Raw genomic sequence first — 24,986 nt, 5'->3', positions numbered from 1 at the left:
CGATCGTGTGACAGCGGGGACCGTGGACAGGCCAGGGGGCACAGGGAATGAATAGGCTCCGAACAGATCCACCACGCATGTCCCACGAACGCACTTGCACTCCCGACGACTTGGAGCTGACGTGCACCGCAGAATCATCGCGCCGGGCGCACTGGCGGCGGCCTCCCTCCTGCTGGCGATCCCGGCATCGGCCGCGAGCTACACCCCCGGCGCACCGGGCATCGGCGACCCCTACTACCCGTACTACGGCAACGGCGGGTACGACGTCTCGCACTACGACCTCAGGCTGCAGTACCAGCCGAAGACGGACGAGTTGCAGGGCACGGCGACGATCCTGGCGAAGACCACCCAGGACCTGTCCAGCTTCGACCTGGACTTCCTGCTGGACGTCAGCGAGGTGCGGGTCAACGGCGCCAAGGCCGCCTTCACGCACGCCGAGCAGCACGAACTGGTCGTCACGCCGAAGACGCCGCTGGCCAAGGGCACCCCGATCACCGTCACCGTCCGCTACAGCGGGGTGCCGTCGACGAAGAGCGCGTACGGCTTCAACACCTGGCACCGCACGCCCGACGGCGCCGTGGCCGCCGACGAGCCCGAGGCCGCCTGGTGGTGGTTCCCGAGCAACGACCACCCGAGCGACAAGGCCACCTACGACGTGTCCGTGGCCGTGCCGGACGGCACCCAGGTCATCTCCAACGGCACGCTCCAGTCGACGGCTTCGAAGCTGGGCTGGACCCGCTACAGCTGGCGGCAGAACAAGCCGCAGGCGACGTATCTGGCCACACTCGCCATCGGTAAGTTCGACATCACCACCAGCACCTCCGACGGTGGCGTGCCGGTCATCAACGCCTACAGCAAGGACCTCGGCGACAACGACGGGGCCGCGCGGGCCAGCGTGGAGCGCACCGGGGAGCTGGTCGACTGGCTGAGCGGCTACTTCGGGCCGTATCCGTTCAGCACGGCCGGCGGTTACGTGCCGAACACCACGACCGGGTACGCCCTGGAGACCCAAAGCCGCGTCTACTACAGCCCGAAGCAGTTCGCCAAGGGGGCCAACGCCTCGGTGGTCGTGCACGAGCTGGCCCACCAGTGGTACGGCGACGACGTGTCGCTCAAGGACTGGAAGGACATCTGGCTCAACGAGGGCTTCGCGACGTACGCGCAGTGGCTGTGGTCCGAGCACGAGGGCGAGGGCACCACGCAGCAGCTCGCCGACTACGTGTACGCCTCGCATCCCGCCGACGACGCCTTCTGGACGGTCAAGCCCGGTGACCCGGGCGCGGACCACCAGTTCGACGACGCCGTCTACGACCGGGGCGCCCTCGCCATCCAGGCGCTGCGCAAGGAGATCGGCGACGACGCGTTCTTCCGCATCCTGAAGGGCTGGCCGCAGGAGCACGCGTACGGCAACGCCTCGGTGGCCGACTTCCAGCGCTACGCCGAGCAGGTGTCCGGCAAGCCGCTTGCCGCGCTGTTCGACACCTGGCTCTTCCAGCCGTCGAAGCCGGCCGCGCCCGCGGCGCGCGCCGCGTCGCTGGTGAAGGCGGACGCGACGGCTGTGACGGTGGCACAGCCGAGGTCGTGGCAGAGGATCGAGGCGGCGCACGGCGGCCACGGGAACTGATCCCGGGCCGCGTCAGGGTCTGGGCTCGGCCGCCGCCTTGAGCAACTGGTCCCGGCCCAGCGCCCCCGTGCGGGAGGCCGGGACCGTGCAGGCGTGGGCCCCCGCGAGCGCGCCGTAGCGCGCGCAGGTCTGCGGCGGCTCCCCGGCGAGGCGGCCGTAGAGGAACGCGGCGGCGAAGGCGTCGCCCGCGCCGTTGGAGTCGACCACCGGCGCGGGCGGCGTCTCGGCGGGCACGCGGGTCAGCTCGCCGTCGGCCAGCAGGTACGCGCCCTCGGCACCGGCGGTGGCGACGACGGTCCGGGCCCGGCCCCGCTCGGCGATGCGCCGCAGCGTCCGCTCGGGGTCGGCCAGGGCGGCAGCCGACAGGAAGACGACGTCGGCCGCGTACGCGAACGGCTCGTGGTACGGATTCTCGCCGTCCCAGTCGTGCAGATCCGTGGAGAGCGGCACGCCCGTCGCGGTCAGCACCGGCAGTGCCTCGGCGCAGGGCTGGGTGATGGTCACGTGGAGGTGCCGGCTCGCGGCGGCGAGCGCGCGCAGCGTCTCCTCCGGGAAGCGGTCGCCGGGGCGCGAACGGCTGGTGTCGTACAGGGACAGGCGGCGGCCGTCCGGGCCGACCAGGTTGACCGCGCGCCTGGTCCCGGCGGGCTGCGGGAGCGCGGTGAGCCCGATGCCGTGCTCGCGGTGCAGGGCGCGCACGAGGTCGCCCTCGGGGTCGTCGCCGAGCAGGTCGAGGTGGTGGGTGCGCAGGCCGAGGGCGGCGAGACCCACGGCGACGAAGTCGCCGGTCTGCCCGGCGCGGGTGCGGATCCCGGAGTCGATCATGTAACTGTCGGCGTACGGCAGCGGCAGCTCGGGGACGTGGACGATCGTGTCCACCCCGGCTCCGCCGAGCACCAGCACATCCGTCGTGCCGGTGTGCGTCGTCTCGGTCCGCGTCACGCCGGTCTGTGAGGTCATGCCCCGCCTCCCCGTGGTCGTACCGGGACCAGGTGCGGCGCCCTTGACCGACGGAACGGTGGCGTCACCCCGGACGAATGTGATCCCGGACATGACGCCACCGTAGGCGATGCCACTGACAGTGGCCCTGAGCTGCTACTTCGTCAGCCGCGAGAGTTCCGTCTCGGCGTTCGCGGACACCCGGCGGCGCACGCCGAACCAGCCGGCGACGAGCATGACGGCGATCACCGGGATCAGCAGGATCGTCTTCCGGCCGACGTCGGGGTCGTTCCACATCATGCCGAGGCAGATCAGCAGGAAGGCGATGGTGGCGATCTCGATGACCGGGCTGAACTTCAGCTGGAAGTGCGGCCGGGTCACGAGGCCGGCGCGGGCGCGGCGGACGAAGACCATGTGGCAGATCATGATGATCACCCAGGTGCTGATGATGCCGAGGGAGGCGACGTTCAGCACGATCTCGAAGGCCTGGCTGGGCACGAAGTAGTTCAGGCCGACGCCGAGCACGCAGACCCCGCAGGTCAGCAGGATGCCGCCGTAGGGGACCTGGCTGCGGCTCATCTTGGCGGTGAACTTGGGGGCCGAGCCCGCCATGGCCATCGAGCGCAGGATGCGGCCGGTGGAGTACAGGCCGGAGTTCAGCGAGGACATGGCGGCCGTCAGCACGACGAGGTTCATGACGTCACCGGCCGCCGGCACACCGATCTTGGACAGAACGGTCACGAACGGGCTCTCGTCGGCGGAGTACACCGAGCCGGGCAGCAGCAGCGCGAGCAGGACGACCGAGCCGACGTAGAACAGACCGACACGCCACATGATCGAGTTCACCGCGCGCGGGACGATCTTCTCCGGCTCGGCGGTCTCACCGGCGGCCACGCCGACCAGCTCCAGCGCGGCGTACGCGAAGATCACGCCCTGCATGACCAGGACGACCGGCATCAGGCCGTGCGGGAAGATGCCGCCGTGGTCGCTGATCACGCTCAGGCCGGGGGTGTGGCCGTCGACCTTGTGCTGGGTGGCGAGCAGGAAAATGCTGATCAGCATGAAGCCGACGATGGTGGCGACCTTGATGATCGCGAACCAGAACTCCATCTCGCCGAAGATCTTCACCGAGATCAGGTTCACGGCCAGGACCACCGCGAGGGCGATCAGCGCCAGCACCCACTGCGGGATCGAGGTGAAGAAGCTCCAGTAGTGCGTGTAGAGCGCGATCGCGGTGATGTCGGCGATGCCGGTGGTCGACCAGTTCAGGAAGTACATCCAGCCGGCGACGTAGGCGCCCTTCTCGCCGAGGAACTCGCGCGCGTACGACACGAAGGAGCCGGAGGACGGCCGGTACAGGACGAGCTCGCCGAGGGCGCGCACGACGAAGAAGGCGAAGACGCCGCAGACCAGGTAGGCCAGCGCCAGTGCCGGGCCGGCGTTGTGCAGTCGGCCACCGGCTCCCAGGAGGAGGCCGGTACCGATGGCACCGCCGATGGCGATCATGTTGATGTGGCGGGCCTTGAGGTCCTTGCTGTAACCGGCGTCGCCCGCGTCCGCGGGCTTCTGGGCCACCTGGGGGGCGGCGGCCTGTGCCGATTCCACGGCTTCCTTGCTCACGGGTGGTTCCACTTCCTGGTGCGCCCGGGCCTCGTGGGCCCGGGGGTCGTGCAGGTCGAGGCCCGCACCACCCTGTCGAGTTGCGGCACAGACCAAGGCAGCACCTTCCCAGAAAGATCCGCAGGTACGCGGTGGTCCACATCACAGAGCGTTACTTCTCACACGATCCACTCGGAGGACACGCGATGTTCACCACCGGTTTCACACTCCTGGTGAGACAGCGATACTGCTGCGCATGACGACCGACGCGACGACCAACACCGGGGAGCCGACCCTCACCATCGACGAGCTGGCCGCCCGCTCGGGTGTCACGGTCCGCACCGTCCGGTTCTACGGCAGCAAGGGGCTGCTCCCGCCGCCGGTGATCGGTCCGCGCCGGGTCGGGCGGTACGGGCCCGGGCACGTGGCGCGGCTGGCCCTCATCGAGGAGTTGCAGCAGCAGGGCATGACGCTGGCGGCGATCGAGCGGTACGTACGGCAGCTGCCCGCCGACCTCACCCCGCACGACCTCGCCATTCACCGCGCGGTGGTCGCGTCCTGGGCGCCGGACGCGGTGGACACGGTGGCCCGGCGGGAGCTGGAGCGGCGGGCCGGGCGGCCGCTGTCCGCCGAGGACGTGGAGCGGCTGGCGGCGATGAACGTCGTCCGCGAGACGGCGGACGGCACCTTCCGGGTCGATGCCGGGCTGCTCCGGCTCGGGGTGCAACTGCTCGACGTACCGCTCTCTCAGGAGGCGATCCTCGCGGCGCGCACGGTGCTGGTCGAGCACTCGCGCGCCGCGGCCCGCGAGCTGTCCCGGCTCTTCCGCGGCGAGGTGGCCGAGCGCGCCACCCGGGACGTGAAGTCCCTGTCGGCACACATGCACCCCCTGGTCGTACAGGCACTCCTGACGACGTTCCAGCGCTCCCTGCGGGAAGAACTGCGCGAATGGCTCAGCGTCTCGAATCCCACCACACCGAAGCCGACGGGACCGGAGCCGACCTGATCAGGGGCAGGCTGGTGGGGCCGGGCCTGGTCAGGGGCAGGCCTTGGTTGGGGGCAGCCCTGGTTGGGGGGAGGCTCGTCGGGGCAGGCCGGGTCGGGGCCTGGCTGAACGGGGCACGCCTGATCAAGGGCTGGCTGGTCGAGGCGGCCCTGGCGGGGGCGGGTGACCAGGTGCCCGGCCGATCATGATCCAGCCAACCGGAGCCCGGGCCACTGGAGCCGGGACACCGGAGCCCGTCTGGTTCCGCACCCGATCGGTCCGGGACCGGACGATCCGAGCCCACACAATCCGCGCGCCCAAGCGATCCGAGCCCAGACAATCCCGGACCAGACGATCTGGAGTCCGGCGGGCCGGGCCCCGGCCGATTCAAGCTCGGGCCAATCCGCGCTCGGGCCAATCCGTGCTCGGGCCAATCCGTGCTCCGGCCGATCCAGGCCCCGGGGCTCCGGCCGATCCAGACTCGGCGGACCGAGGCCCGGGCGGCTGGAGTCCAGGCGGTCGAAGTCCAGGCCACCGAAGTCCGGACCACCGGAATCCAGACAGCCGGAACCCAGGCCGCCGGAGTCCCGGCAGTCGGGACCCGGCCGCCCGTTGGGGCCGGGGTTCGGACCGCGGCGGGGGTCAGTCGGTGAAGCGTTGCCCCTTGTCCGCCTTTTCCACGAGCAGTGCGGGCGGGGTGAAGCGGTCGCCGTAGGTCTCGGCGAGTTCCCGCGCGCGGGTGACGAAGCCGGGCAGGCCCCCGTCGTAGCCGTTGATGTACTGGAGCACACCGCCGGTCCAGCCGGGGAAGCCGATGCCGAGGATGGAGCCGATGTTGGCGTCGGCGACCGAGGTCAGGACGCCCTCCTCCAGGAGCCGGACGGTGTCGAGCGCCTCGGCGAAGAGCATCCGCTCCTGCATGTCCCGGAACGGGATCTCGTGCCCGGGCTTCGTGAAGTGCTCGCGCAGGCCGGGCCACAGCCCCGCGCGCCCGCCGTCCTCGGTGTAGTCGTAGAAGCCGGCGCCGCCGCTGCGTCCGGGGCGGCCGAACTCGTCGACCATGCGGTCGATGACCGCCTCCGCCGGGTGCGCGGTCCAGGTGCCGCCGGACTCCTCCACGGCCCGCTTCGTCTCGTTCCGGATCTTGCGCGGCAGGGTGAGGGTCAGCTCGTCCATCAGCGAGAGCACCTTGGCGGGGTAGCCGGCCTGGGCGGCGGCCTGCTCGACGGAGGCGGGCTCGACGCCCTCGCCGACCATGGCGACGCCCTCGTTGATGAAGTGGCCGATCACCCGCGAGGTGAAGAAGCCACGCGAGTCGTTGACCACGATCGGTGTCTTGTTGATCTGCCGGACCAGGTCGAAGGCCCGGGCGAGGGCCTCGTCGCCGGTGCGCTCGCCCTTGATGATCTCGATCAGCGGCATCTTGTCGACCGGCGAGAAGAAGTGCAGCCCGATGAAGTCGGCCTGGCGCTCCACGCCCTCGGCGAGGGTGGTGATGGGCAGGGTGGAGGTGTTGGAGCAGAGCAGTGCGTCGGGGGCGACGACGGGCTCGATCTCCTGGAACACCTTGTGCTTGAGCGCGGTGTCCTCGAAGACGGCCTCGATCACCGCGTCGCAGCCCGCGAGGTCGGCCGCCTCGCCGGTCGGGGTGATCCGGGCGAGCAGCGCGTCCGCCTTCTCCTGGCTGGTACGGCCCTTGGCGACGGCCTTGGCGCACAGCTTCTCGGAGTAGGCCTTGCCCTTGGCGGCGGCCTCCGCCGAGACGTCCTTCAGGACGACGTCGATGCCCGCGCGGGCACAGGAGTAGGCGATGCCGGCGCCCATCATGCCGGCGCCGAGGACGGCGACCTTGCGGACCGTGCGGGACTCGACGCCCTTCGGGCGGTTGGCGCCGGAGTTGACGGCCTGGAGGTCGAAGAAGAACGCCTGGATCATGTTCTTCGCGGTCTGGCCGGTGACCAGCTCGGTGAAGTAGCGGGTCTCGATGGTGATCGCGGTCTCGAAGTCGACCTGGGAGCCCTCGACGGCGGCGGCCATGATGTTGCGCGGGGCCGGGTAGGGCGCGCCGGCCGTCTGCTTGCGTAGGTTGGCCGGGAAGGCGGGCAGGTTGGCGGCGAACTTCGGGTTCGCGGGGGTGCCGCCGGGGATCCGGTAGCCGGGGACGTCCCAGGGCTGGTGCGACTCGGGGTGCGCGTCGATGAAGGCGCGGGCCTTGGCCAGCATCTCCTCCGGGGTGGCGGCCACCTCGTGGACCAGGCCGTTCTCCTGGGCGCGGCGCGGGTTGTACTGCGTGCCCTGGAGCAGCACCTTCAGCAGGGCGTCCGTGATGCCCATCAGGCGCACGGTGCGGGTGACGCCGCCGCCCGCGGGCAGCAGGCCGAGGGTGACCTCGGGCAGGCCGATCTTGGAGCCGGGGGCGTCGAGGGCGATGCGGTGGTGGGAGGCGAGCGCGATCTCGTAACCGCCGCCGAGGGCCGCGCCGTTGATGGCGGCGACGACCGGCTTGCCGAGGGTCTCGATGCGGCGCAGCGCGTTCTTGATCTCGGTCGCGCTGTCGAAGACCTGCTGGGCGTCCTCGGGACCGGCCTTGATCATGTCCTTGAGGTCGCCGCCCGCGAAGAAGGTCTTCTTGGCGGAGGTGTAGATGACGCCGCGGATGGAGTCCTTCTCGGCCTCCGCGCGGTCGGCAATCGCCGTGATGGAGGCACGGAACGCCTGGTTCATGGTGTTCGCGGACTGGTTCGGGTCGTCCAGGACGAGGGTGACGACACCGGTGTCGTCCTGCTCCCAGCGGATGGTGGTGCTCTCGGTCATGACAGTCGTCTCCGTTGAAGTCTCTGAAGTCTCGTGGTTCCGCGGGGAGTTCAGATGCGCTCGACGACGGTGGCGATGCCCATGCCGCCGCCGACGCACAGGGTGGCGAGGCCGTAGCGCTTGTCCTGGCGCTCCAGTTCGTCCACGAGGCTGCCGAGGATCATCGCGCCGGTCGCGCCGAGCGGGTGGCCCAGCGCGATGGCGCCGCCGTTGACGTTGACCTTGTCGAGGGAGAGGCCCATGTCCTTGACGAAGCGCAGCACGACCGCGGCGAACGCCTCGTTGATCTCGACCAGGTCGATGTCGTCGATGGTGAGGCCGGCCTTGGCGAGCGCCTTGCGGGTGGCGGGGGCGGGACCGGTGAGCATGATGGTGGGCTCGGAGCCGGAGACGGCCGCGGAGACGATCCGCGCGCGCGGGGTGAGGCCGTAGCGCTCGCCGACCGCCTGGGAGCCGATGGCGACGAGCGAGGCGCCGTCCACGATGCCGGAGGAGTTGCCCGCGTGGTGGACGTGGTCGATCTTCTCCACCCAGTGGTACTTCTGGAGCGCGACGGCGTCGAAGCCGCCCAGTTCGCCGATGTCCGCGAACGACGGCTTGAGCTTCGCGAGGGAGTCGGCGGTGGTGCCGGGGCGCGGGTGCTCGTCGCGGTCGAGGACGACCAGGCCGCTGCGGTCCTTGACGGGGACCACGGAACGGTCGAAGCGGCCCTCCTTCCAGGCCGTGACCGCGCGCTCCTGGGACAGCGCCGCGTACTCGTCGACGTCGCGGCGTGAGAAGCCCTCGATGGTGGCGATGAGGTCGGCGCCGATGCCCTGGGGCACGAAGTTGACGGCGAGGTTGGTCATCGGGTCGTTGAACCAGGCGCCGCCGTCGGAGGCCATCGGCACGCGGGACATCGACTCCACGCCGCCCGCGAGGACCAGGTCCTCCCAGCCCGAACGGACCTTGGCGGCGGCCAGGTTGACGGCCTCCAGGCCCGAGGCACAGAAGCGGTTCTCCTGCACGCCCGCGACCGTGTCCGGCAGTCCGGCGGCGATCGCGGCGATCCGGGCGATGTCGGACCCCTGGTCGCCGACCGGTCCGACGACGCCGAGGACGATGTCGTCGACGGCGGCCGGGTCGAGTCCGGGGAAGCGGGCGCGGATCTCGTGGATGAGTCCGACGACCAGGTCGATGGGCTTCGTGCCGTGCAGGGCGCCGTTCGCCTTGCCGCGGCCGCGCGGGGTGCGGATCGCGTCGTACACGTACGCTTCGGTGCTCACTGATGTGCCTTTCGGAAAGGATGGGCCGAGCGGGGTCGGTCGCCGCCCGCGACCGGGTCGTCGTTCACGCGTCGTCGTGCGCCGTCGCCGGTATCCCCCATTCCCGCACCACCGTCCCGGTGTCCGCGCCGGGCAGGGCCGGGCCGGTACGGACGGTGGTGGGCGTCGCCGAGAACCGGGGGGCGGGGGCGGGCTGGGTGATGCCGCCGTGGTCGGTGAAGGTGCCGCGGGCGGCGAGGTGCGGGTGGTGCGGGGCCTCGCGCAGGGACAGCACGGGCGCCACGCACGCGTCCGTGTCCTCGAAGACGGCCGTCCACTCCTCGCGGGTGCGGGACTTGAAGCGGGCGGCGATCCGCTCGCGCAGTTCGCCCCAGCGGGTCCAGTCCTTGCGGGCGTCGGCCAGGTCCGCCAGGCCGAGCAGGCGCAGGAACTCCTCGTAGAACCGGCCCTCCAGGGCGCCGACGGCCATGTGCTTGCCGTCGGCGGTCTCGTAGGTGCCGTAGTAGGGGCAGCCGCCGTCGAGGAGGTTGGCGGCGCGCCGGTCCTGCCAGCCGCCGGCCGCGAGCATGCCGTGGATCATCGCCGACAGGTGGGCCGTGCCGTCGACGATGGCGGCGTCGACGACCTGTCCGGTGCCGGTCGCGCGCGCGTGGTGCAGGGCGGCGAGGACGCCGACCACCAGGTAGAGGGAGCCGCCCGCGTAGTCCCCGAGGAGGTTGGCGGGGACGGCCGGGGGCTCGTCCGGGCGGCCGATCATGCCGAGGGTGCCGGTGAGCGCGATGTAGGCCACGTCGTGGCCCGCGCGGTGGGCGAGCGGGCCGTCCTGGCCCCAGCCGGTCATCCGGCCGTAGACCAGGCGGGGGTTGCGGGCGTGGCACTGCTCGGGGCCGACGCCGAGCCGCTCGGCGACACCGGGGCGGTATCCCTCGACGAGGATGTCGGCCCGCTCGGCGAGGTCCAGCACGCGCGCGGGGCCGTCCGGGGCCTTCAGGTCGACCATGATCGAGCGCTTGTTGCGGTTCGTGACGTCGTACGCGGGGTCGATCGCGAGACCGGGGCCGCCCGGCCGGTCCACCCGGACGACGTCCGCGCCCAGGTCGGCCAGGAGCATGGCGGCGAACGGGCCCGGGCCGATGCCGGCCAGCTCGACCACGCGCACGCCGGAGAGCGGGCCCTGCCCCGGCTTCGCTGCCGTCGTCATGGTCCAGCCCCCAAGCGTGTGTGACACAACTGATGTAACACCTGTGATGCTAAGAACGCGTTCCATCCGACACAAGACCTGAACGAGCAAGCGCTTAGCCAAGTGCCCGGCCGGTCGTCGGCGTGCGCACGACTCACGCTAGCCTCAGCCACCGACAGCGGCGCGGACCGCACGACCAAGGGGTGTCATGAGCAGGATGAAAAGGACGGATCGTCCCTACGACCTCGTGCTGTTCGGAGCCACCGGCTTCGTCGGCGCCCTCACCGCGGAGTACCTCGCCGCGCACGCGCCCAACGACCTGCGCTGGGCGGTCGCCGGCCGCGACGAGCGGAAGCTGGAGCGGCTGCGCGAACGGCTGCCCGGTGGAACGGACATCGGCGTACTGCGGGCCGACGTGGCCGAACCGGCCACGCTGCGTGCCCTCGCCGAGCACGCGCGCGTGGTGGCCACGACCGTCGGGCCCTACGTGCTGTACGGCCAGGAGCTGGTCGCCGCCTGTGCCGACACCGGTACCGACTATCTGGACCTGACCGGCGAGCCGGAGTTCATCGACCTGATGTACGTCCGGCACGACGCACGCGCGCGTGAGACGGGCGCCCGCCTGGTGCACGCCTGCGGCTTCGACTCCGTACCCCACGACCTGGGCGCGTACTTCACGGTCCGGCAGCTCCCGGAGGGGGTGCCGCTGCGGGTGGACGGGTACGTGAGCGCCGACGCGGCCTTCTCCGGCGGCACCCTGGCCTCGGCACTGAACCAGATGGCCCGAGGCCGGCAAATGCTGGCCGCCGCGCGGGACCGGGGGCGGCACGAGCCGCGGCTGCCGGGGCGCCGGGTCACGGCGCCGGCGGGCGCGCCGCGCTTCGCCGGGGAGGTCGGCGCGTGGGCCCTGCCCCTGCCGACCGTCGACCCGCAGATCGTGCTCCGCTCGGCGCGGGCGCTGGAGCGCTACGGCCCGGACTTCCGCTACCGGCACTACGCGGCGGTACGCCGTCTGCCGGTGGCCCTCGGCGGGATCGCCGCCGTCGGCGCGGTCGCGGCGGCGGCCCAGCTGCCGCCCGCGCGGCGCTGGTTGTCGGACCGGCTGAAGCCGGGCGAGGGGCCGAGCGCGGAGAAGCGGGCGAGGAGCCGGTTCTCGGTGCGTTTCGTCGGCGAGGGCGGCGGCCGACGGGTGTGCACGGAGGTCGCGGGCGGCGACCCCGGCTACGACGAGACGGCGAAGATGTTCGCCGAGGCGGCCCTGTGCCTGGCCTTCGACGACCTGCCGCCGACCGCCGGGCAGGTCACCACGGCACAGGCGATGGGCGACGCCCTCACCGGGCGGCTGCGTGCCGCCGGGATCACCTTCCGGGTGGCGGCCGCCGGACAGTCACTCGCTGCCGCCCCTGCAATTTGAGACTTTGCCGCGATGGTGCCCCGCCCCTCTGCTCCCCCGCGTCCAAAAGTCTCACTGGGTCCCTCAATGACACGATGGAAGCCCGGACAGGCGGCAGCCGCAAGGAGGCGAGGAGAGCGTGAAGTTCGTGCTCGAAGTGACCGTGGACGAGGGCGCGTCGGCGCAGGACCGGGCCCGTGAACTGGGACGGATCCTGCGCTACTGGGGCGGCAATCTGCACCACTACGCCCTCGAACCGGGCGACGGCTCGGCCGTGTACGACTCGGCGTATCAGGAGGTCGGCGCCTGGCGCGTCGCCGGCTCCTGAACGTCGCCCGGCACCGCCCCCTGTGCCGCCTCCCGCAGCGCGAGGCGGCACAGGGCGTCCGCCCGGCGCGTGGTCTCGGGCAGCCGGTAGCACGGGGTCAGGGCCAGCGTGTGGGCCACGGCGTTGTCCAGGCTCACCCGGTGGCCGACCGAGACGAAGACCGGTTTGACGCCGTCCCGGGTGCGCAGGGCGCGCCCGACCTCCTCGGTCCCCGCGAGCAGCGCGGCGGACGCGCCCCGCGCGGGGCCCGGTTCGTCGTACGTGAAGGTGAACGGGTTCTTGGCGACACCGACGACCGGCAGGCCGGTGAGCACGCCGAGATGGCTGGCGAGGCCGAAGCGGCGCGGATGGGCCAGACCGTAGCCGTCGCACACCACGAGGCCGGGCGGGCACGGCAGCCGGTCCAGGGCGGCCAGCACGGTGGGGATCTCCCGGAAGGCGAGCAGCCCGGGCACGTAGGGGAAGGACACCCGGCCCACGGCCGTCGCCTCGGCCACCACCTCCAGGGTGGCGGCGTCCAGTACGACGGCCGCCGCCGCGACGAGGTCGAGGCCGTCGTCGTAGGCGACGTCGACCCCGGTGACGTGGCCCCGCGCGGGCGGCGGTCCGGGCTCGTCCCGCACCACCCGCCCGCGCAACTCGTCCTGTACGGCGCGGGCCTCTTCCTCGGTCGCGGGCCAGCCCGCGGGTACGCCTACGGTCGTCATGGTGAGCAGAACTGTACGGCCCGGGGCCGGCTGTCGGACCCCGGGGGTAGCCTCGTGATCATGTTCGTACTGGAGCTGACCTACACCGCACCGCTCGACGCCGTCGACGCCCTGCTCCCCGACCATGTGGCCTGGCTGGAGGAGCAGTACGCCAAGGGCCTCTTCCTCGCCTCCGGGCGCAAGAACCCCCGGGACGGCGGGGTGATCCTGGCCGTCGCGCAGGACCGCGCCCTGATCGAGGCGGCCGTCGCGCGCGACCCGTTCGCCGTCGGCGGCGTGTGCACGTACCGCGTCACGGAGTTCACGGCCACGAAGACCGCCCCCGAGCTGGAGCCGTACCGCGAGACGCCCGGCTGACCCGGCACCGCGCTCAGCGCTCCAGCCGGGCCGCCCGGCCCTGTTCGCCGGCCGCCCAGCAACTCAGGTCGGGCGTGCAGGAGACGGTGTCGTACGAGCCGGTGTCGATGGTCCGCCAGGTGCGGCCGCCGTCGGTCGTCAGGTCGGTGCCGGTGGGGCCGACGGCGAGGGCGGCGCTGCGGCTGTACGGCAGCCAGGCGGCGCCGGAGCGGTAGTCCGGCGGGGGCGTGGCGGCCGGGGTCCAGGTGCGGCCCCCGTCGGCGGTGACGGCCGCGGCGTACGGCGAGGGCCGGCCGGGGCGGTAGTCGCCGCCGACGGCGAGGCCGTGGGTGCGGTCGCGGAACGCGAGCGCGAAGACGCCCTTGGCCGGATCGCCGGCCGGTACGGGTGCCTCGGCCGCCGTCCAGGTCAGTCCGCGGTCGGCGGAGTGCAGCACGCGCGCGTGGGCCCCGCCCCCGGTGGCCAGCCAGACGTCCTTGGCACCGGAGGTGACCAGGCACTGCCCGCTCGCGGCGAAGCCGGCCTCGCCGTCCAGGGCGGGCGGCATGCCCCCGGTGGGCAGTACCCGCCAGGAACGGCCGCCGTCGCTCGTGGACAGGATGCGGAACTTCCCGTCCACCGGGTCGCCCATGGCGAGGCCGTGGCGGCGGTCGAAGAAGGCCAGGCAGTCGTAGAAGGCGTTCGGGTCGGTGTTGCGGAACGACTCGGCCCAGGTCGTGCCGCCGTCGTCGGTGCGGTAGACACGGGAGGCCTCGCCCTCGCCGATGGCCAGCACCACCGCGTGCCGCGCGTCGAACGCCTCCACGTCCCGGAACTGAAGGTCGCCCGCCCCCGGCGGAGAGACGTTCCGCCAGCTCGATCCGCCGTCCGTGGTGCGCAGCACCGTGCCGCCGGTGCCCGCCAGCCAGGCGGTGTGCCGGTCGACGGCCGCGAGCCCCCGGAAGCGGACCTGCGGGGTCCCGGTGTCCTTCGCCGCCCAGTGCACTCCCCCGCCGCCCGGCCCAAGAGTCCGGGCCTCGGCCGCCGGGACGGTCAGCGCGGCCAGCGCCGCCCCGCACGCCACCCCCGCCGCCACCAGTCGGCCCGTCCGTCCCCTGCGTCGCGTGTTCCCCGAACGCCTCATGGCGGGCGAAGCTAGCCCACCGGACCGCCGCCGTCCAGGGGACCAACTGCCTCTCATCACGAGGCGAACGGCCGAAATCCGGCCAGGTGTGGACGCGGTGACCGAGGTCACTCGTGCTCCGTGTGCACGCATGGGCCGGATCGGACGTCTCTCCCAGTGCCAGGGGTCGCACACCCGGCCGTAGTCCAGCCGTCACGAGGGAGCAAGGCGTTGTCCACCGTCATCGAGCAGCCCGTAGAGGCCCGCCTCGTCGCCGCCGCACCGCGCATGCCGAGCATTCCCGCCACGCTGCGCTACGACCGCCGCGACCCGTTCGCCGTCGTCATGACCTTCCCGGCCCCGGCCACCCTGGAAGGCGTCGAGGTGCGCTGGACCTTCTCCCGCGAGCTGCTGGTCTCCGGGATGCAGGGCCCCGAGGGCCAGGGGGACGTCCGGGTCCGCCCGTACGGATACGACCGCACGGTGCTGGAGTTCCACGCCCCCGAGGGCACCGCGATCGTGCACGTGCGCTCGGGCGAGATCCGCCGTTTCCTGGCGGCGGCCGGTGAGCTGGTGCCGGTCGGCCTCGAACACCTGCAGCTCGACCTGGACCACGACCTGGCCGAACTGATGCGGGACGCCTGCTGACCACCACGCGCGCGTGAACGAGGGGTCGGGCCCTCGCACGCCCCGGGGCGGGGCCACCGCTGATTAATTGCGTTGACAGTCGCCTGCGCCCCTCCTAGCGTTTGCACCGGTCCTGTTGCCGTCGATTGGAGAAGGACGTTGCTCGTCTGAGGTCCTGAGGCACCGCGTCGCACCGGTGAGGTGTGCGCGGCGTACGACCTCGGCGTCCGAGCCGTCCTTGTGGCACAGGCCCTTTTTCATGGCCTCCTCGTGCCCCAGACCCTTCGGTTTCCGCCTCGCGGTGTCTCCAGATGCGTCCACCCGACCGCACGCACTTCATCGCGAGGCCTCCATGTCATCTTCCCTCACCTGCACGTCCCTGACCTTCGCCTGGCCCGACGGCACCGCCGTCCTCGACGGCCTCGACGTCGCCTTCGGCCCCGGCCGGACCGGGCTCGTCGGCGTCAACGGATCAGGCAAGTCGACCCTGTTGAAGCTGCTGGCCGGGGAGCTCACCCCGACCGACGGCAGCATCAGGGTGGCCGGCGAGGTCGGCCACCTCCCGCAGAACGTCACCCTCGACACCGCGCTCCGCGTCGACCAGGTCCTCGGCATCGCCGCCCAGCGGACCGCGTTGCACGCCATCGAGGCGGGCGACGTCGCCGAGGAGCACTTCGAGACGGTCGGCGACGACTGGGACGTCGAGGAACGCGCCCTGGTCACGCTCGGCGAACTCGGACTCGGCCACATCGGCCTGGACCGCACCGTCGGCGAGATCTCCGGGGGCGAGTCGGTGCTGCTGCGGCTGGCCGCGCTGCTGCTGCGCCGCCCCGACGTCCTGCTGCTGGACGAACCCACCAACAACCTCGACCTGTACGCGCGCCGCCGGCTGTACCAGGCCGTCGCCGCGTGGCCAGGCGTCCTGGTCGTGGTCAGTCACGACCGGGAACTGCTCGACCTGGTCGACCAGATCGCGGAGCTGCGCTCCGGCGAGGTCACCTGGTACGGCGGGAACTTCTCGGCCTACGAGGAGGCCCTCGCCGTGGAGCAGGAGGCCGCCGAGCGGATGGTGCGCGTGGCCGAGGCGGATCTGCGCAAGCAGAAACGCGAACTCGTGGAAGCGCACACGAAGCTGGCGAAGCGGGTGCGTTACGCCGACAAGATGTACGAGAACAAGCGCGAACCCAGGGTGGTGATGAAGCTCAGGAAACGCTCGGCCCAGGTCTCGGCGGGCAAGCACCGCATCATGCACGAGGAGCGGCTCACCGAGGCCCGGGAGCGGCTGGACGAGGCGGTGGAGGCGGTACGGGACGACGACGAGATCCGCGTCGACCTGCCGTACACGGCCGTACCGCCGGGCCGGCAGGTGCTCACCCTGGAGAACCTGGAGCCGGCCCACGGGGCGCGCGTCAAGGGGATCCTCGATCTGCGCGGCCCGGAGCGGATCGCGCTCGTCGGCCGCAACGGCGCCGGGAAGACGACGCTGTTGCGGACCGTGGCCGGGGAGCTGGCGCCGGTGGCGGGCGAGGCACGCGTGCACGTGCCGATGCGTTTCCTGCCCCAGCGGCTGGACGTGCTCGACGACACGCTGACCGTCGCCGAGAACGTAGCCCGGTTCGCGCCGGGCGCGACCAACAACCGGGTCCGGGCGCGGCTCGCCCGCTTCCTGTTCCGGGGCGCGCGGGCCGACCAGCAGGCGGCCACCCTGTCGGGCGGCGAGCGGTTCCGGGCGACGCTGGCGGCCCTGATGCTCGCCGAACCGGCACCCCAGCTGCTGCTGCTCGACGAGCCGACCAACAACCTCGACATGGCGAGCGTGCGGCAGCTGACGTCGGCCCTGGAGTCGTACGAGGGCGCCCTGCTCGTGGCCGGCCACGACATGCCGTTCCTCGCGTCGATCGGCATCACCCGCTGGCTGCTGATGGAGGAGGGAGAACTGAAGGAGATCACCCCCGAGGACATCGGGTACCCCGCCTGACGGCGGGGCCCGGTGCCCGGGTCCCGCGCGGCCCCGACGTCTCAGGAGGGGCACAGCCTGACAACGGGGGTTTTGCCCTGGCGGGAGGGGGCTGCATGATGCTGAAACCGGTCCCGCGATCGGCGCCGGAATCCGCACCACCGATTCGAAAGGCCCCTCGTGCCCAGCAAGAAGGCCCTCGTCCGCCGCCCCAGCCCCCGCCTCGCCGAAGGCCTGGTGACGCATATCGAGCGGGAGAAGGTCGACCTGGGGCTCGCCCTGGAACAGTGGGACGGCTACGTCGAGGCGCTGCGCACGCACGGCTGGGAGACCGTCGAGGTCGACCCGGAGGACGACTGCCCGGACTCGGTGTTCGTCGAGGACACCGTCGTCATGTACAAGAACGTGGCGTTGATCACCCGGCCGGGCGCCGAGTCCCGGCGCATCGAGACCGTCGGCGTCGAGGAGGCGGTGGCCCGGCTCGGCTGCTCGGTGAACTGGATATGGGAGCCGGGCACGCTGGACGGCGGTGACGTCCTCAAGGTCGGCGACACCGTCTACGTCGGCCGCGGCGGGCGCACCAACGCGGCCGGGGTGCAGCAACTGCGGGCCGCCTTCGAACCGCTGGGCGCGCGCGTGGTGGCCGTCCCCGTGAGCCGGGTGCTGCACCTGAAGTCGGCGGTGACCGCGCTGCCCGACGGCACGGTGATCGGCCACATCCCGAAGCTGGACCGCCCCTCGCTGTTCCCGGGCTTCCTGTCGGTGCCGGAGGAGTCCGGCTCGCACGTGGTACTGCTCGGCGGTCACAAGCTGCTCATGGCGGCGAGCGCCCCGAAGACGGCGGAGCTGCTGACCGATCTCGGCCACGAGGTCGTCACGGTGGACATCAGCGAGTTCGAGAAGCTGGAAGGCTGTGTGACCTGCCTCTCGGTACGCCTGCGGGAGTTGTACGCCTGAGCGGGTGAACCTCGGCACTCGAACGGCCCTGGGACCTGCGCCTCCCAGGGCCGTTTCGCATACCGGTGCGACCTGTGCACGACGTGTCGCATACCCGTGCCAGGGGTGCTGATCAGCGATCTTTACAGCGAACTTAACCTACGGCTTCGTAACCTACGGCTTCGTAGCCTACGATCTCGTAGGTTTCCGGCCCCGCTCGCCGGACCGTCCCCCCGTACCCGCTCGCGCTCGGCGTCCCCCTGGAGTTCCCGTGACGATCACCTCCCCTCACCTCGGCAGCCCGTCCGCCTGGACCGACGCGCGGCTGCTGTACGCGCTGGAGGAAGTGGTCGAACAGGAACTGAACCGGCATCTGCAGGTCGCCAAGGACTGGATGCCGCACGAGTACGTGCCCTGGAGCGACGGCCGTAACTTCCCGGGCCTGTTCGAGGACGGCGAGGCCTGGGACAAGGAGCAGTCCAAGGTGACCGAGATCGGGCGGACCGCCCTCGTGGTCAACCTGCTCACCGAGGACAACCTGCCGAGCTACCACCACGAGATCGCCACGCTCTTCGGCCGCGACGGCGCCTGGGGCACCTGGGTGCACCGCTGGACGGCCGAGGAGGGCCGGCACGGCATCGTGATGCGCGACTATCTGCTCGCCTCGCGCGCGGTGGACCCGGACAAGCTGGAGCAGTTCCGCATGGCGCACATGAGCGAGGGCTTCGAGTCCGACAACGGGCACTCGATGCTGCACTCGATCGCCTACGTCGCCTTCCAGGAGCTGGCCACCCGGATCTCGCACCGCAACACCGGCCACCAGTCCGGCGACCCGGTCTGCGACCGCATGCTGGCCCGCATCGCGACCGACGAGAACCTGCACATGGTCTTCTACCGCAATTTGCTGAAGTCCGCCTTCGAGCTGGCGCCCGACCTGACCATGCAGGCGGTCCGGGACGTCGTGGTCAACTTCCGCATGCCCGGCCACGGCATCCCCGGCTTCGAGCGGGCCGCCGCGCAGATGGCCATCGGCGAGGTCTACAACATGCGCATCCACCACGACGACGTGCTCCAGCCGGTGCTGCGCTTCCTGAAGGTCATGGAGATCGACGGCCTCGGCCCCGAGGGCCGCCAGGCGCAGGAGGAACTGGGCCTGTTCATGGGCGGCCTGAACGCCGAGGCCACCAAGTTCGACGAGAAGCTGGCCGCGCGCAAGGCCCGGATGGCGGCGCGCGCAGCGGGCTGACGACCGCCGAACCGGAACGGCCGCCGGACGCAACGGCCGCCGGCGGCGAGGCCGGCGGCCCGCCCGGTCTCAGCCGGAGGTGCGGCGCAGGGCGAGGCGCTCCTTCTCGGAGAGCCCGCCCCAGACGCCGAAGCGCTCGTCGTGGGCCAGGGCGTAGTCCAGACAGGCCGGGCGCAGCTCGCACATGGCGCAGATGCGCTTCGCCTCGCGCACCGAGCTGCCGGGCTCGGGGAAGAAGAAGTCCGGCCCGGTCTGGGCGCACAGGGCCTGCGCCTGCCACGTCTCGTCGGCCGGGGTGATCGTGTCGAAGTGCATGACCAGGATCGTGCCGGGCGGCGAAAAACGTTCGATCAACGCCCGCTCAACGGTGCCGTCAAGGCCTCCGGCCGCCCCGATCATGCGCCCCCGGTCCAGGCACATGCACGGCGGCGCGCGGGGCGTGTCGCAATGCCCTGGGAACGCAGCCGGTCACCCAGGGTGACCATGGGGGCCGCCCGGGCGCACGGCGGTGCTCAGGCGGTGCTCCGGCGGCGAGTGTCAGTGGCGGGTGCCAGACTCGGCAGTGCACAGGACGGGACCCTTCCGAGGAGGGCGAAGATGCTCACCACCCGTTTCGCCGACGGCGCTCCGAACTGGGCCGATGTCAGCAGCCCCGACATCGACGGCGCCCGCTCCTTCTACGGCAGCCTCTTCGGCTGGGAGTACCGGTCGGCGGGACCGGACGCCGGCGGCTACGGCTTCTTCCAGCTGGCCGGCCGGACCGTGGCGGGCCTCGGGCCGAACGACCCGCGACAGGGCCCGCCCGCCTGGACGGTGTACTTCCAGAGCGCGGACGCCGAGGCCACCGCCGCGGCGGCCGAGCAGGCGCACGGCCGTGTGCTGGCCCCGCCCATGGACGTCATGGGCCAGGGGCACCTGGCGATCCTGGCCGACAAGGCGGGCGTGCCGTTCGGGATCTGGCAGCCCGGACAGACCAAGGGCTTCGAGGTGGCGAGCGAGCCGGGGTCGCTGTGCTGGGTCGAGCTGTACACCCCGGACGTCGCGGCGGGCGCCGCCTTCTACCACCGGGTGCTCGGCCTGGAGACCTCCTCGGTGTCACTCCCGGGCGGGACGTACACGTGCCTCAACCCGGCCGGTGCCGACGAGGACGCGATGTTCGGCGGGATCACGGCGCCGGCCGACACCGGCGCTGCGGAGGGCGGGGCGTACTGGCTGCCGTACTTCGAGGTCGAGGACGCGGACGCCACGGCCGGCCGGGCAGAGCAGCTCGGCGGGGCGATACGCACGCCGGCGACGACTCTGGAAGGCGTCGGCCGCATGGCCCGGCTCACCGACCCGTACGGCGCCCGCTTCGCGGTGATCCGGAGCGCATCGCGGCCGGGCTGAGCCCCGGCCGGCACCGAGGCCGCCCTCCCCTGCGCGGCCGTGCCCCTGCCCGCCCGTGGCTATGCGGAGGCGCGGCGGATCAAGGTCGTCGGGAGGATCACGCCGCCGTCGGGCGACGTGTCCGCCCGCGCCGCGGCGCGGTCGCGGCCGCCGGGCAGACCGTCCAGCAGCAGACGGGCCATCAGGCGGCCCATCTCCTCGATGTCCTGACGGACCGTGGTCAGCGGCGGCTCGGCCTGCTCGGTGACGGGCAGCATGTCGTCGAAGCCGATCACGGCCACGTCCTCGGGCACGCGCCGGCCGCTCGCGCGCAGCACCCGCAGGGCGCCGAGCGCTGTCAGGTCGTTGGCGGCGAACACGGCGTCCACGTCCGGGCACCGGTCGAGCAGTTCACGCATCGCGCGTTCCCCGCCGGCCGGGGTGAAGTCGCTCTCCACGACCAGCCGGTCATCGGCCCCGCCCGGTACGCCGGCCATGACCTCCCGGTATCCGTCGAGCCGGTCCACGGCCGAGGTCTGGTCCAGGGCACCGGTGAGATGCGCGATGCGCCGGCGGCCGAGGTCCACGAGATGGCGTACGGCGGCGCGGGCCCCGCCCCGGTTGTCGCAGTCGACGTAGACGACGCCCGTGTTCCGTCCTGCCCGGGGGTCGTCGCCCCAGTCGGGCCGCCCGCCGAACACGGTGGGCACACCGGCGTCGTGGATGAGACCGGGCAGCGGGTCGTCGAGATGCAGCGAGAAGACGAGCGCGCCGTCGACGTGCCCGCCGGCGAGATAACGGGCCACGCGCGCGTGGTCGGCACGGCCTTCGGTCAGCAGCAGCACCAGTTGGTTGTCGTGGGCGGTCAGTTCCTTGCTGATGCCGCGCAGTTGGAGGGCGAAGAAGGGGTCGGCGAAGACCCGGGCCTCGGGCTCCGCGATGACGACCGCGACGGCGTCGTGCCGCCGGGTGACGAGACTGCGGGCCGCCCGGTTGGGGACGTAACCCAGCTCCGCCACGGCCTGCCGGACCCGCTCGGCCAGCGGCTCGCGCACCCCCTCGCCGCCGTTGACCACCCGCGACACGGTGGCCCGGGACACACCGGCCAGCGCGGCCACGGCCTCCAGCGTGGGGCGCGACACTGCCTCGGTCACTTCGGGACTCCTCATCGGCTGCTGCCGGCCAGGATAACCGCGAGACGACACCGCCGCCGGTGCCGTGACGACGCCCCGGCCAGGACGGATCGGCCGGCACCGGCACCATGCCCCGACCACACCGTCGTCCCGGCGACCCGGCCTCGCCCCTTCCGGACCGCGGGCTCAGCCCAGCAGGTCGATCGTGGACCCCACGCCCCGGCGTTCCGCCTCCCGCCAGGCGAGCCAGGAGAGGGCGAGATCCTGCCAGGGCAGCCCGACCGGGGCGTACACCGTGCGCTGGTCGCCCGAGGTGCGCCCGGGGTGGGCGGCGCGCAGAACGTCGGTGAGGGTGGTGTCGGCGGTGCTCCGGAAGAGCCCGGGGTCGGTCAACACACCCATGGAAGCGGCGAGTTCGCCGTCGTCGACCACGAGCAGCGCGGCGTCGAGCAGATCGGGGGCGAGCTCCCGCTTGCCGGGCTCGTCGGTGCCGAGACTGGTGAAGTGCTGCCCGGGACGGGTGTCCGCGAGGGCGAGCAGCGGTGTCCGGGACCAGGTCGCGAGCAGGACGACGTCGGCCGCCTCGGCCACCGCACCGGCGGAGGCCAGCACCCGGCCGCCGTGCCGGGCGGCGAACGCGGCGGCATGCTCGGCGTCCGTGTCGTGGACGACGAGTCGCCGGGGCCGCCGCCCGCCCGTCAGGCCACGGAGCGTCAACTCGGCCTGGGCGCCCGCTCCGATCACACCGAGGACGTCGTAGCCGGCCGGGGCCAGCAGCGCGGTGCCGAGGGCGGCGGCCAGCCCGGTCCGCCAGGCCGTGACGGTCGCCGAGTCCAGCAGCGCGAGCAACTCGCCGTCCGCGCCGCTGTGCAGGCAGACCACCCCGCGCAGAGCGGGCCGGGCCCCGGGGAACTTGGCGTTCACCTTCACCGTGTACGCATCGACGCCGGGCAGCAGGCCGGGGACGAGCGCGGTGGCGGTGCCGGGGAACGGCAGGTCGCTGCGGACCCGTCGGCCGGGTACGGGCACGGTGCCGGCCTCGCGGAAGCCGTCGCGCAGGGCCGCGAGACAGGCCTCCGGCTCCAGCACGGTCTGCAGGTCGCTCCGGGTCAGGACACGGGTCATCCCGCCATGATCGCTCGGCCGGGGGCCGTTGTCAGTGGCGTCGTGCATGCTGTGATCAGTGGCGGAACTCCCCTCACGACGTCCCCTCCCGCCGGGCCCGGCTCGGCTGGACCCGTTTCGGTTCGCCCGGCATCTTCGGGTATTCCGGCGGGTACGGCAGGTCGCCCAGGCCGTGGTCGTGTTCGTCGCGGCGGGCCAGTTCCAGGAGGGCGTCCAGGGAGTAGGCATGTTCGTCCATGTCGGCGTGTACGTCACCGAGTTCGGCGAAGCGGGCCGGCATGGTGGCGAGGTCGAAGTCGCGCGGGTGGACCGCGTCGACCTCCGCCCAGCGCAGCGGTGCCGAGACCGGGGCGTTCGGGCGGGGCCGTACCGAGTAGGCGGAGGCGATGGTGCGGTCGCGGGCCGTCTGGTTGTAGTCCAGGAAGATACGGCGGCCCCGTTCCTCCTTCCACCACTTGATCGTCACCTGGTCCGGCATCCGGCGCTCCATCTCCCGGCCGACCGCGATGGCGGCACGGCGCACCTGGGTGAAGGTCCAGCGCGGTTCGATGGGGACGAAGACGTGCAGGCCGCGGCCGCCGGAGGTCTTGGGCCAGCCGCGCAGTCCGCCGAACTCCTCCAGGACGGCCCTGAGTTCGTGGGCGGCGCGGACGGCGTCGTCGAAGTCGGTGCCGGGCTGCGGGTCGAGGTCGATGCGCAGTTCGTCGGGGTGGTCGACATGGGTGCGGCGCACCGGCCAGGGGTGGAAGGTGAGCGTGCCGTACTGGGCGGCCCACACCACGGCGGCCTCCTCGGTGGGGCACATCTCGTCGGCGCTGCGGCCGCTGGGGAAGGTGATGTGGGCGGTCGGGATCCAGTCGGGCATGCCCTTGGGCGCGCGCTTCTGGTAGAACCACTCGCCGTCGACGCCGTCCGGGTAGCGCTGGAGGGTGGTGGGCCGGTCGCGCAGGGCGCGCAGGATGCCGGGGCCGACGGAGGCGTAGTACCGCGCGACGTCCAGCTTGGTGAAACCGCGCTCGGGGAAGAACACCTTGCCCGGGCTGGACAGCCGTACGGTCCGGCCGGCCACCTCCAGTTCCACCGCATCACCCATGCGGCCACGGTAGGCGCACCCCGTACGCCTCGCATACCGGGATATGAGGGACGAGGTAGGTGACAGCGGGCGATCGTCGTCGTATGCGAGCAGAATCGGACGCATGGATCTGCCGGTGATGCCGCCCGTGAAGCCCATGCTCGCCAAGTCGGTGGCGACGATCCCGCCGGGCATGCACTACGAGGCGAAGTGGGACGGGTTCCGGGCCATCGTGTTCCGTGACGGGTCCGACATCGAGCTGGGCAGCCGTACCGGAAAGCCGTTGACCAGGTACTTTCCCGAGCTGGTGGCGGCGTTGCGGGAGCGGGTGCCGAAGCGGTGCGTGCTCGACGGGGAGATCGTGATCGCGCGCAACGGCCGGCTGGACTTCGACGCGCTGACCGAGCGGATCCACCCGGCGGACTCCCGGGTGCGGATGCTGGCCGAGAGGACCCCGGCCTCCTTCGTCGCCTTCGACCTGCTCGCGCTGGACAGCGAGTCGCTGCTCGACGTGCCGCTGACCGACCGCCGTGCCCTGCTGGACCGGGCGCTCGCGGCGTCGACCCCGCCGGTGCATCTGGCGCCCGCGACGACGGACCTCCGGGTGGCCGAGCGGTGGTTCGAGGAGTACGAGGGCGCCGGACTGGACGGGGTCGTCGCCAAGCCGCTCACACTGCGCTATCTCCCGGACGAGCGGGCCATGTTCAAGATCAAGCACGAGCGGACGGCCGATGTCGTCGTGGCCGGGTACCGCTTCCACAAGAGCGGGCCGGTGGTCGGCTCGCTGCTGCTCGGGCTGTACGACGAGCACGGCCGGCTCCAGCACGTGGGCGTCTCGGCCGCCTTCGCCATGCGGAAACGGGCCGAACTGATCGAGGAACTGGCGCCGTTGCGCATGGACGACGCGACCGGACACCCGTGGGCGGCCTGGTCGGACGAGTCCGCGCACGAGACGGCCCGGCTGCCGGGGGCACCGAGCCGCTGGTCCGGCAAGAAGGACCTGTCCTGGGTGCCGCTGCGGCCGGAGCGGGTCGCCGAGGTGGCCTACGACCACATGGAGAACGGGCAGCGGTTCCGGCACACGGCCCGCTTCCGCCGCTGGCGCCCGGACCGCACCCCGCAGAGCTGCACCTACGCGCAGTTGGAGGAGCCGGTGCGGTACGACCTGGCGGAGATCCTGGGCTGACGCCCGGTCGGACGGCGGGTGCCTCCCCGGGCGTCGCGCCAGTGCC

22 protein-coding genes are annotated in these 24,986 nt (G+C 72.2%); 11 read left to right on the top strand and 11 right to left on the bottom strand.

Features of this window, described 5'->3' with window-relative positions; all coding sequences use genetic code 11:
• Window positions 1–121 precede the first annotated feature (121 nt).
• A complete protein-coding gene (locus ACFC8N_RS30290) occupies window positions 122–1,624 on the top strand; it encodes a M1 family metallopeptidase (RefSeq protein WP_376291338.1) in 1,503 nt (500 codons plus the stop codon).
• Window positions 1,625–1,636: 12 nt separating this feature from the next.
• Here the strand turns inward: ACFC8N_RS30290 and ACFC8N_RS30285 are convergent, their stop codons facing one another.
• Window positions 1,637–2,584, bottom strand: coding sequence for an adenosine kinase (locus ACFC8N_RS30285; RefSeq protein WP_356028305.1), 948 nt, complete (start codon window positions 2,582–2,584; stop codon window positions 1,637–1,639).
• Between the two features lie 135 nt (window positions 2,585–2,719).
• Window positions 2,720–4,183: an amino acid permease gene (locus ACFC8N_RS30280; protein ID WP_356028303.1), complete on the bottom strand. Its 1,464-nt coding sequence runs from the start codon at window positions 4,181–4,183 to the stop codon at window positions 2,720–2,722.
• A gap of 235 nt (window positions 4,184–4,418) precedes the next feature.
• Between ACFC8N_RS30280 and ACFC8N_RS30275 the strand changes: the two genes are divergently transcribed.
• Entirely contained in the window at window positions 4,419–5,168 is a 750-nt protein-coding gene (locus ACFC8N_RS30275; RefSeq protein ID WP_376291335.1) for a MerR family transcriptional regulator, read from the top strand.
• Window positions 5,169–5,789: 621 nt separating this feature from the next.
• On the opposite strand, the gene ACFC8N_RS30270 is transcribed toward ACFC8N_RS30275, so the two are convergent.
• The 3 genes from ACFC8N_RS30270 to ACFC8N_RS30260 all read right to left on the bottom strand — a co-directional run bounded on the left by ACFC8N_RS30270 (window position 5,790) and on the right by ACFC8N_RS30260 (window position 10,427).
• Complete coding sequence (locus ACFC8N_RS30270; protein WP_376291334.1) at window positions 5,790–7,961, bottom strand: 3-hydroxyacyl-CoA dehydrogenase NAD-binding domain-containing protein; 2,172 nt, start codon at window positions 7,959–7,961, stop codon at window positions 5,790–5,792.
• A gap of 50 nt (window positions 7,962–8,011) precedes the next feature.
• Complete coding sequence (locus ACFC8N_RS30265) at window positions 8,012–9,226, bottom strand: acetyl-CoA C-acetyltransferase (protein WP_356028296.1); 1,215 nt, start codon at window positions 9,224–9,226, stop codon at window positions 8,012–8,014.
• A 64-nt stretch (window positions 9,227–9,290) separates the two neighbouring features.
• Complete coding sequence (locus tag ACFC8N_RS30260) at window positions 9,291–10,427, bottom strand: CaiB/BaiF CoA transferase family protein (protein WP_376291332.1); 1,137 nt, start codon at window positions 10,425–10,427, stop codon at window positions 9,291–9,293.
• Window positions 10,428–10,614: 187 nt separating this feature from the next.
• Between ACFC8N_RS30260 and ACFC8N_RS30255 the strand changes: the two genes are divergently transcribed.
• Together ACFC8N_RS30255 and ACFC8N_RS30250 are read left to right on the top strand one after the other, a co-directional pair.
• Window positions 10,615–11,820: a saccharopine dehydrogenase family protein gene (locus tag ACFC8N_RS30255; RefSeq protein ID WP_376291330.1), complete on the top strand. Its 1,206-nt coding sequence runs from the start codon at window positions 10,615–10,617 to the stop codon at window positions 11,818–11,820.
• Window positions 11,821–11,938: 118 nt separating this feature from the next.
• The gene (locus ACFC8N_RS30250) at window positions 11,939–12,127 is read left to right on the top strand and encodes a hypothetical protein (RefSeq protein WP_356028288.1); all 189 of its coding nucleotides are present in this window, start codon (window positions 11,939–11,941) and stop codon (window positions 12,125–12,127) included.
• On the opposite strand, the gene ACFC8N_RS30245 is transcribed toward ACFC8N_RS30250, so the two are convergent.
• On the bottom strand, window positions 12,091–12,834 hold the full coding sequence (locus ACFC8N_RS30245; protein ID WP_376291327.1) for an endonuclease V: 744 nt from the start codon (window positions 12,832–12,834) through the stop codon (window positions 12,091–12,093). The genes ACFC8N_RS30250 and ACFC8N_RS30245 overlap by 37 nt on opposite strands.
• 60 nt (window positions 12,835–12,894) lie before the next feature.
• On the opposite strand from ACFC8N_RS30245, the gene ACFC8N_RS30240 reads away from it, so the two are divergent.
• Window positions 12,895–13,191 (top strand): YciI family protein, encoded by a 297-nt coding sequence (locus ACFC8N_RS30240; RefSeq protein WP_362821737.1) that lies wholly within the window; start codon window positions 12,895–12,897, stop codon window positions 13,189–13,191.
• A 13-nt stretch (window positions 13,192–13,204) separates the two neighbouring features.
• On the opposite strand, the gene ACFC8N_RS30235 is transcribed toward ACFC8N_RS30240, so the two are convergent.
• Window positions 13,205–14,314, bottom strand: a complete 1,110-nt coding sequence (locus ACFC8N_RS30235; protein WP_356028282.1) for an oxidoreductase — start codon at window positions 14,312–14,314, stop codon at window positions 13,205–13,207.
• A gap of 210 nt (window positions 14,315–14,524) precedes the next feature.
• On the opposite strand from ACFC8N_RS30235, the gene ACFC8N_RS30230 reads away from it, so the two are divergent.
• The 4 genes from ACFC8N_RS30230 (at window position 14,525) to ACFC8N_RS30215 (ending at window position 19,059) form a co-directional block, all read left to right on the top strand.
• Complete coding sequence (locus tag ACFC8N_RS30230) at window positions 14,525–14,941, top strand: SsgA family sporulation/cell division regulator (protein ID WP_356028279.1); 417 nt, start codon at window positions 14,525–14,527, stop codon at window positions 14,939–14,941.
• 331 nt (window positions 14,942–15,272) lie between these two features.
• Window positions 15,273–16,898: an ABC-F family ATP-binding cassette domain-containing protein gene (locus ACFC8N_RS30225; protein ID WP_376291324.1), complete on the top strand. Its 1,626-nt coding sequence runs from the start codon at window positions 15,273–15,275 to the stop codon at window positions 16,896–16,898.
• A 159-nt stretch (window positions 16,899–17,057) separates the two neighbouring features.
• Window positions 17,058–17,834: a dimethylargininase gene (gene ddaH / locus ACFC8N_RS30220; protein ID WP_356028275.1), complete on the top strand. Its 777-nt coding sequence runs from the start codon at window positions 17,058–17,060 to the stop codon at window positions 17,832–17,834.
• A gap of 250 nt (window positions 17,835–18,084) precedes the next feature.
• Window positions 18,085–19,059, top strand: coding sequence for an acyl-ACP desaturase (locus ACFC8N_RS30215; protein WP_356028273.1), 975 nt, complete (start codon window positions 18,085–18,087; stop codon window positions 19,057–19,059).
• A 69-nt stretch (window positions 19,060–19,128) separates the two neighbouring features.
• On the opposite strand, the gene ACFC8N_RS30210 is transcribed toward ACFC8N_RS30215, so the two are convergent.
• The gene (locus ACFC8N_RS30210; RefSeq protein ID WP_356028270.1) at window positions 19,129–19,374 is read right to left on the bottom strand and encodes a WhiB family transcriptional regulator; all 246 of its coding nucleotides are present in this window, start codon (window positions 19,372–19,374) and stop codon (window positions 19,129–19,131) included.
• Window positions 19,375–19,656: 282 nt separating this feature from the next.
• On the opposite strand from ACFC8N_RS30210, the gene ACFC8N_RS30205 reads away from it, so the two are divergent.
• Entirely contained in the window at window positions 19,657–20,445 is a 789-nt protein-coding gene (locus tag ACFC8N_RS30205) for a VOC family protein (RefSeq protein WP_376291320.1), read from the top strand.
• Between the two features lie 59 nt (window positions 20,446–20,504).
• On the opposite strand, the gene ACFC8N_RS30200 is transcribed toward ACFC8N_RS30205, so the two are convergent.
• From ACFC8N_RS30200 to ligD, 3 genes are all read right to left on the bottom strand, one after another.
• Window positions 20,505–21,578, bottom strand: coding sequence for a LacI family DNA-binding transcriptional regulator (locus ACFC8N_RS30200; RefSeq protein ID WP_376291317.1), 1,074 nt, complete (start codon window positions 21,576–21,578; stop codon window positions 20,505–20,507).
• Window positions 21,579–21,743: 165 nt separating this feature from the next.
• Window positions 21,744–22,682, bottom strand: a complete 939-nt coding sequence (locus ACFC8N_RS30195) for an ornithine cyclodeaminase family protein (RefSeq protein ID WP_376291314.1) — start codon at window positions 22,680–22,682, stop codon at window positions 21,744–21,746.
• Between the two features lie 73 nt (window positions 22,683–22,755).
• A complete protein-coding gene (gene ligD / locus ACFC8N_RS30190; protein ID WP_362821731.1) occupies window positions 22,756–23,775 on the bottom strand; it encodes a non-homologous end-joining DNA ligase in 1,020 nt (339 codons plus the stop codon).
• A 103-nt stretch (window positions 23,776–23,878) separates the two neighbouring features.
• On the opposite strand from ligD, the gene ACFC8N_RS30185 reads away from it, so the two are divergent.
• The gene (locus ACFC8N_RS30185) at window positions 23,879–24,940 is read left to right on the top strand and encodes an ATP-dependent DNA ligase (protein WP_376291312.1); all 1,062 of its coding nucleotides are present in this window, start codon (window positions 23,879–23,881) and stop codon (window positions 24,938–24,940) included.
• The last annotated feature ends 46 nt before the right edge of the window (window positions 24,941–24,986 follow it).

It is taken from the genome of Streptomyces sp. NPDC055966 (genome assembly GCF_042269865.1).
GTDB lineage: Bacteria > Actinomycetota > Actinomycetes > Streptomycetales > Streptomycetaceae > Streptomyces.
The sequence above is the reverse complement of the archived record's forward strand: the minus strand, read 5'-3'. Positions and strand labels throughout refer to the sequence as shown.

Coding starts and splice junctions, on each gene's coding strand:
- ACFC8N_RS30285 (WP_356028305.1), bottom strand. CDS start 2,584: ATGACCTCACAGACCGGCGTGACGCGGACCGAGACGACGCACACCGGC.
- ACFC8N_RS30275 (WP_376291335.1), top strand. CDS start 4,419: ATGACGACCGACGCGACGACCAACACCGGGGAGCCGACCCTCACCATC.
- ACFC8N_RS30270 (WP_376291334.1), bottom strand. CDS start 7,961: ATGACCGAGAGCACCACCATCCGCTGGGAGCAGGACGACACCGGTGTC.
- ACFC8N_RS30260 (WP_376291332.1), bottom strand. CDS start 10,427: ATGACGACGGCAGCGAAGCCGGGGCAGGGCCCGCTCTCCGGCGTGCGC.
- ACFC8N_RS30255 (WP_376291330.1), top strand. CDS start 10,615: ATGAGCAGGATGAAAAGGACGGATCGTCCCTACGACCTCGTGCTGTTC.
- ACFC8N_RS30245 (WP_376291327.1), bottom strand. CDS start 12,834: ATGACGACCGTAGGCGTACCCGCGGGCTGGCCCGCGACCGAGGAAGAG.
- ACFC8N_RS30240 (WP_362821737.1), top strand. CDS start 12,895: ATGTTCGTACTGGAGCTGACCTACACCGCACCGCTCGACGCCGTCGAC.
- ACFC8N_RS30235 (WP_356028282.1), bottom strand. CDS start 14,314: ATGAGGCGTTCGGGGAACACGCGACGCAGGGGACGGACGGGCCGACTG.
- ACFC8N_RS30225 (WP_376291324.1), top strand. CDS start 15,273: ATGTCATCTTCCCTCACCTGCACGTCCCTGACCTTCGCCTGGCCCGAC.
- ACFC8N_RS30210 (WP_356028270.1), bottom strand. CDS start 19,374: ATGCACTTCGACACGATCACCCCGGCCGACGAGACGTGGCAGGCGCAG.
- ACFC8N_RS30205 (WP_376291320.1), top strand. CDS start 19,657: ATGCTCACCACCCGTTTCGCCGACGGCGCTCCGAACTGGGCCGATGTC.
- ACFC8N_RS30195 (WP_376291314.1), bottom strand. CDS start 22,682: ATGACCCGTGTCCTGACCCGGAGCGACCTGCAGACCGTGCTGGAGCCG.
- ligD (WP_362821731.1), bottom strand. CDS start 23,775: ATGGGTGATGCGGTGGAACTGGAGGTGGCCGGCCGGACCGTACGGCTG.
- ACFC8N_RS30185 (WP_376291312.1), top strand. CDS start 23,879: ATGGATCTGCCGGTGATGCCGCCCGTGAAGCCCATGCTCGCCAAGTCG.